The sequence below is a fragment of the Streptomyces phyllanthi genome (genome assembly GCF_009377205.1).
In the GTDB taxonomy this organism is placed as follows: domain Bacteria; phylum Actinomycetota; class Actinomycetes; order Streptomycetales; family Streptomycetaceae; genus Streptomyces; species Streptomyces phyllanthi.
On record NZ_VJZE01000483.1, the window covers coordinates 1 to 6672 of the forward strand.

Sequence of the window (6672 nt, forward strand, 5' to 3'; positions counted from 1 at the left end):
GCACCCCGGCCACTCCGGGGAGCACCCGCGCGGGCCGCTCGACCAGCTCGGGGTCGACCTGGGGCACGGGCCGCGGCCGCACCGGCCCGGACAGCCCCTGGCGCACCCGCGGCTGCTCCCCCGTCCCGCGCCGCCGCCCCACGATCGCGGGCGCCAGCGGCACGGACACCGGGTCGGGGTCGTCCCGGAACAGCAGATGCACGGGGATCTCGGTGGTCGCCTCGTTGCGGATGAGCCGGTGCGGGTGGGTGAGCCGCTCGGGCTCGGGTGTCTGCGAAGTGGTCGTACTCATACATGCCTCCGTGCCTCATGCCTCCGCGCCTCGGGGCTCCACGCCTCCGCCGCAGCCACGGCCCGTCAGGAGAACAGCCGCCGCCATGTCTCCGGCCCCGGATAGCCGTCCGCCGCCCCGCCCCGCCATCCCTGGGCCCGCTGGAACGCCTCCACGTTCCGCCGGTCCGCCTCACCCCAGCGCGGCCCGGGACCCGAGGTGTAGTACCTGCCGAACCCCTTCCTGACCAGCTGTTTCCCCAGCCGGGTGACATGCTGGTTGTAGGCGCCGGGCCGGAACATCCCGCGTCCGGGATAGTCGGGGACCTCCTGGGAGTCGAACTCCTCACGGTCGTCGGAGGCCTCGGACAACTCGGGCCGGCCACCCGCCGACGGGATGTCCTGGCCCAGTTGGCCGACCAGGTACGCCCAGGTCATCGCCCCCGGCAGACCGTCCGCGTCCGCTCCGCTCCACCCCTGCGCCCGCTGGAACGCCTGCGTGGCCCTGCGGTCGGCGTCCGACCAGCGCGGCCCCGGACCGGTGGTGTAGAAGCGCGCCCCACCCCGCTCCACGAGCATGCGCCCCAACCGGGTGACGTACGCGTTGTGCGCGCCCGGCCCGAAGTACGCCGTCCCGGGAAAAAGGGCACTCTCCGCCCCGGACGACACATCCGGCATCGGCCCCGCGCTCCCCGCCACCAGCCCCTTGTAGCGGTAGGGCACATAACGGTCTGAATGGCTCGAGTAGGCGTACGGGGTGACCTTTCTCCGGGCGTGCGGACGGGTCGACTCGTAGGCGGTGTAGTAGGTGTGCGAGGAGTCCGTCCAGCCACCGAAAAGGACCACGTGCGAGCCGTCCTGCGGGTCCTGCGGATTGTGGAACAGAAGCATGTCGCCGGGCTGCAGTTCCTCCTTGGAAATGCGCACACCGAACTTGTCGAGGCTGCCCGTCCATTCGTTCCTGCCCAGATTCCAGGCCATCGAGACGAATCCCGAGCAGTCCTGCCGGTAGCCGTCACGCCAGTACGCGGTCATGCTGTAGGGAACCGCCGAGGAGATCCATTTCCCCGCCCGGTTCATGATCTCCGACCGGGTGGTCACGGGGAGCTTGTCGGTGGTCTGCGGTACGTCTCCGGGAGCCACCGCCTTCCCCGCGGGGCCGAACAGCGGCGACCTGGCCCCCTGGGGCGTATCAGGCTCGTCACGTGCGGGAACGCCCGGCTGGAGGGGGCCATGGGCAGCCGCGACCGCCGGCCCGGTGTGCCCCGCGCCGAGCGCCGAACCCGCCGCGGCGGCCAGCACGAGGGCACGGCAGGCCGCCGGGCGACCGGCGTTCCCGTACGCCGGGGAACGCGGCAGGATCCGCCGCCATTGCATACATCCGGGGCATTCGCAGTCACTCGCGGGATCGAATTCCTCGAATACCGGAGTCTCCATGCGATTCCCTTCACCCACCACCTGGAAATGTCCGCTTCTCCGCACGGTCGCCAGTTTCTCAACCATCACCGGGTGTCGCATGTTGACGGTCCGAATGATGTACGGGCGTTCTCGAACGAGGTACGCCGACGAGGACGGTGGGAGGCCGGAGACCGGCTCCGGGGACGGTCGCGCGGACGGCGGTCGGGAGCACGCTTCCGGGTCCGGTAGAGTTCTCCGGGTCAGCAGGCGCCGCTAGCTCAGTTGGTTAGAGCAGCTGACTCTTAATCAGCGGGTCCGGGGTTCGAGTCCCTGGCGGCGCACCGACCGAAGGGGCCTCTCGCACGGCGAGGGGCCTCTTCGCTGTTCCGGGGGCTTCCCGCCTTCGCTCCAGGGGGCTTCCAGTCGCCACTCCGGGGCGCTCCCCGTCGTCCGCCGGCGCACACCACCTCCGCACGCCCCTGCCGTGCATCTCCGCACACCCCCTCAGGCATATGCCAATGTCATCATTCAGGCACACAAACGCCCGAAAGAGCACATGAGAGCCCCCCAATATGCCCGTATGACCGGCAACCGCCATCTTTCACATCTTGCGATCATGCCGAGCACCATAGAACCCTGACCCGGTAAGAAGCTGCGGATACATGGCAGTTGGGGGGCTTGGGCCGGATTTGGGCCCGGGCGGGGGAGCAGAGGGCCTCGTTCGAAAACCGATGCCGAGGGGGGCATCATGCAACCGGAAGCTTTGCGTCCCGTGTCTATACAGTGTGGATGATGTGGTGACGCAGGCCTGCCACTGATGCGTCCGGGAACGGTCGAGGGGGACCCGAGCCGGGCGGAAGAACCGACGAACACACACTCATGTGTGTGCGGGGGGATGACTCATGACGTCGACGCCGACGGGCGCCCGGCCGAACTTCGACCCGTCCGAGACAACCCAGCTCAGGGTGGAGTCTCACCGGACCGGCAGCTTCCGCAGAATCAAGAAGACGCTGCCCAGATACGACTACGAGCACTACAGCCGGCTCGCGGGCCCTCTCACCCAACCCGATCCGACCAGGCCGTACAAGGTCCAGTACCGCTCGCTGCTCTCGCAGGAGCCCCACCGGATACGCGCGGCCCTGATGCTGGGCGCGGCTCCGGTGCTCTCCCTGGTGCTGCTGTTCTGGCTGCTCCAGCCGGAGCACTGGACCGAACGGGACTACCCGGCCTACGACTTCCTGCCCGCGCTCGACGTCGTGATGCTGGTCTCGATCGGTCTGATCGAGTTCTTCCGCTGTATGAACGTGCTGTCGAACGCGCACGCCACGCTGGTCGCCCGCGACCCGGTCCCGGTCGTGCCCGAGGTCGGCACCAGAGTCGCCTTCCTCACCTCCTTCGTGCCCGGCAAGGAGCCGCTGGAGATGGTGACGAAGACCCTGGAGGCCGCGGTGAGGATCCGGCACCGGGGTCTGATGCACGTCTGGCTCCTCGACGAGGGTGACGACCCCGAGGTGAAGGCCGTCTGCGAGCGCCTCGGCGTGCACCACTTCTCCCGCAAGGGCATAGCGAAGTGGAACCAGGCCAAGGGCCCGCACCGCGCCAAGACCAAGCACGGCAACTACAACGCCTGGCTGGACGCGCACGGCGACGACTACGACTACTTCGCCTCGGTCGACACCGACCACGTCCCGCTGCCCAACTACCTGGAGCGGATGCTCGGCTTCTTCCGCGACCCGGACGTCGGCTTCGTCATCGGCCCCCAGGTGTACGGCAACTACGACAACCCCATCACCAAGTCCGCCGAGTCGCAGCAGTTCCTGTTCCACGCGCTGATCCAGCGGGCCGGAAACGCCTACGGCGCCCCGATGTTCGTGGGCACCTCCAACGCCGTACGCATCAAGGCGCTGAAGCAGATCGGCGGTCTGTACGACTCGATCACCGAGGACATGGCGACGGGCTTCGAGATCCACCGCCACAAGAACCCGGCGACGGGCAGGAAGTGGCGCTCGGTCTACACCCCGGACGTGCTCGCGGTCGGCGAGGGCCCGAACGCCTGGACGGACTTCTTCACCCAGCAGATGCGCTGGTCGCGAGGGACGTACGAGACGATCCTCAAGCAGTACTGGAAGGGCTGGTACTCGCTGCCGCCGAGCAAGCTCTTCAACTACACGATGATGATCATCTTCTACCCGATGTCGGCCCTCAACTGGATCCTGGCGGCGCTGAGTTGTGCGCTGTTCCTGGGCCTGGGCGCCTCGGGTGTGAACATCGACCCGACGATCTGGCTGATGCTCTACGGCAACGCCTCCGCCCTGCAGATCGGCCTCTACGTCTGGAACCGCCGCCACAACGTCTCGCCGCACGAGCCGGAGGGCTCCGGCGGTGTGGCCGGCATGGTGATGTCCGCGCTGTCGGCGCCGCTCTACGCGAAGGCGCTGATCGACTCCGCGCTGCGCCGCAAGAGCAAGTTCGTGGTCACCCCCAAGGGCGACTCGGCCAGCCCGGACACCTGGTTCGGGACCTTCCGGTACCACTGGTACTTCATCGCGATCTTCGGTGGTTCGATCGGCGCCGGCTTCCACTTCGGCCACGCCCACCCCGCGATGATCATCTGGGCGACGTTCGCGCTGCTGATCACCGCCTCGCCGATGTTCGCCTGGCGCTGGCAGATGCGGCAGGACAGGAAGAAGCGTTCGGGTGCGGCTCCGGCCGGCGAACCGCAGGACGCCATCTCGTCGACACAGCCGCTGCCGGCCCAGCAGGCGGCGCCGTACGGGGACCAGGCACCGTACGCGGGTCACGGGCCGCACTCGGTCCATGTACCGCAGCAGGCGGGTCACGCGTCGCACGCCCCGCAGCAGAAACCGAGCTGGGCGGCCACCAACGGGGGCAACGACCAGACCATGCAGATCGCCCTTGGGGGACGTAAGAAATGACAGACCGTGCAGGCCGCCGTCGTGCTCGCCGTCTGGCGATAGGCGCGGCGGTGGTGCTGGCGCTGGCCGGGATGAACGGGCCGTGGCTGTACCGCTTCAGCTCGGAGAAGTACCACCAGTACAAGATCAACAAGCCCGAGTACAAGGCCGCGAACGGCAAGTGGGAGATCGTCGAGTTCCCCGAGGAGTACCGGCAGAACACGATCCACGCCGCCCTGCTGCGCACGGGCAAGGTGCTGCTGATCGCGGGATCGGGCAACAACGCGGACAACTTCGACGCGAAGAAGTTCGACACCCGGATCTGGGACCCGGTCAAGGGCACCATCAAGAGGGTTCCGACACCCAAGGACCTGTTCTGCACGGGCCACACGCAGTTGGGCAACGGCAACCTGCTGATCGCGGGCGGCACCAAGCGGTACGAGAAGCTCAAGGGTGACGTCACCAAGGCCGGCGGCCTGATGATCGTCCACAACGAGAACCCGGACAAGCCGATCACCCTGCCCGCGGGCACCAAGTTCACTGGCAAGGAGAACGGCAAGACCTTCATCTCGAAGGACCCGGTGCTCGTGCCGCGCGCCGAGAAGAAGTTCGACCCGGCGACCGGCGCGTTCCTCGGCAACGACCCCGGTCTGGGCCGTATCTACGTCGAGGCGGCCAGGAGCGGCAAGAAGTACGAGACCGGAACCGAGGACAACTACCGGATCCAGGGCCTGACGGGTACCGACGCGCGCAACACGTACGGCATCGCGCAGAAGCTCGCCCTCGACAAGAAGGACTTCCAGGGCATCAGGGACGCCTTCGAGTTCGACCCGGTCGCCGAGAAGTACATCAAGGTCGACCCGATGAACGAGGCGCGCTGGTACCCGACGCTGACCACGCTGTCCGACGGCAAGGTCCTGTCCCTGTCCGGGCTGGACGAGATCGGCCAGCTGGTGCCGGGCAAGAACGAGGTCTACGACCCGGCGACCAGGTCGTGGACGTACACGCCGAAGACCCGGCAGTTCCCGACCTACCCGGCGATCTCCCTGATGCAGAACGGCAAGCTGTTCTACTCGGGAGCGAACGCCGGTTACGGCCCCGACGACGTGGGCCGCGACCCGGGTATCTGGGACCTGCGGAGCAACAAGTTCACCAAGGTCCCCGGCATGAGCGACAAGAAGCTGCTGGAGACCGCCGGTACGGTGCTGCTGCCGCCCGCGCAGGACGAGAAGTACATGGTGATCGGCGGCGGCGGGGTCGGCGAGTCCCAGCGGTCCAGCAAGAAGACCCGCGTCGTCGACCTGCTGAAGGACGACCCGGAGTTCGTGGACGGCCCGTCCATGGAGAAGGGCACGCGCTACCCGCAGGCCTCGATCCTGCCCGACGACACCGTCCTGATCTCGGGCGGCTCGGAGGACTACCGGGGCCGCGGTGACTCCGACATCCTCCAGGCGCGGCTCTACGACGCGAAGAGCGGCGACATGCGGCGGGTGGCCGACCCGCTGGTGGGCCGCAACTACCACTCGGGCTCGATCCTGCTCCCCGACGGGCGGGTGATGTTCTTCGGCTCCGACTCGCTCTACGCGGACAAGGCCAACACCAAGCCGGGCAAGTTCGAGCAGCGCATCGAGATCTACACGCCGCCGTACCTGTACCGGAACGCGCGGCCGTCGCTCTCCGGGGGCCCGAAGACGGTTCGGCGGGGCGCCTCGGCGACCTTCACCACGCAGCACGCCTCGGAGGTCAAGACGGCCCGGCTGATCCGCCCGTCCGCCTCCACCCATGTCACCGACGTCGACCAGAAGTCCATAGCCCTGGACTTCAAGGCGACCGGCGACACCCTCAAGGTCACCGTCCCGAAGAACCGCAACCTGGTCCAGTCGGGCTGGTACATGCTGTTCGTCACGGACGACCAGGGGACGCCAAGCAAGGCGCAGTGGGTGCGGGTTCCGTAGAGGCCGAAGAAGTGGCCCCCGGCGCTCGGCGCGGGGGGCCACTTCTTTCAGGGGCGCGGGGAACCGCGCGTTCTTCAGGGCGAGGGGAACCGCGCGTTCTTCAGGGGCGCGGGGAACTGCGCGACCAGCCACAA

General features: G+C 67.9%; 3 protein-coding genes, 1 tRNA gene and 1 pseudogene. 3 read left to right on the forward strand and 2 right to left on the reverse strand.

Annotated features, from left to right (window positions below):
• Both FNH04_RS38720 and FNH04_RS38725 read right to left on the reverse strand, forming a co-directional pair.
• Positions 1 to 292 (reverse strand): annotated as a pseudogene (locus tag FNH04_RS38720) (SPFH domain-containing protein); the annotation flags it as partial.
• A 65-nt stretch (positions 293 to 357) separates the two neighbouring features.
• Complete coding sequence (locus FNH04_RS38725; RefSeq protein WP_152790629.1) at positions 358 to 1707, reverse strand: peptidoglycan-binding protein; 1350 nt, start codon at positions 1705 to 1707, stop codon at positions 358 to 360.
• Positions 1708 to 1935: 228 nt separating this feature from the next.
• Between FNH04_RS38725 and FNH04_RS38730 the strand changes: the two genes are divergently transcribed.
• From FNH04_RS38730 to glxA, 3 genes are all read left to right on the forward strand, one after another.
• Positions 1936 to 2009, forward strand: a tRNA-Lys gene (locus FNH04_RS38730).
• Between the two features lie 561 nt (positions 2010 to 2570).
• On the forward strand, positions 2571 to 4604 hold the full coding sequence (locus tag FNH04_RS38735; protein WP_152790631.1) for a glycosyltransferase family 2 protein: 2034 nt from the start codon (positions 2571 to 2573) through the stop codon (positions 4602 to 4604).
• On the forward strand, positions 4601 to 6538 hold the full coding sequence (glxA, locus tag FNH04_RS38740) for a radical copper oxidase GlxA (protein WP_152790633.1): 1938 nt from the start codon (positions 4601 to 4603) through the stop codon (positions 6536 to 6538). The genes FNH04_RS38735 and glxA overlap by 4 nt, the downstream gene beginning before the upstream one ends.
• The last annotated feature ends 134 nt before the right edge of the window (positions 6539 to 6672 follow it).

What these genes read in the sequence shown, in the direction of transcription:
- FNH04_RS38725 (WP_152790629.1), bottom strand. Translation starts at nt 1,707, where the DNA reads ATGGAGACTCCGGTATTCGAGGAATTCGATCCCGCGAGTGACTGCGAA.
- FNH04_RS38735 (WP_152790631.1), top strand. Translation starts at nt 2,571, where the DNA reads ATGACGTCGACGCCGACGGGCGCCCGGCCGAACTTCGACCCGTCCGAG.
- glxA (WP_152790633.1), top strand. Translation starts at nt 4,601, where the DNA reads ATGACAGACCGTGCAGGCCGCCGTCGTGCTCGCCGTCTGGCGATAGGC.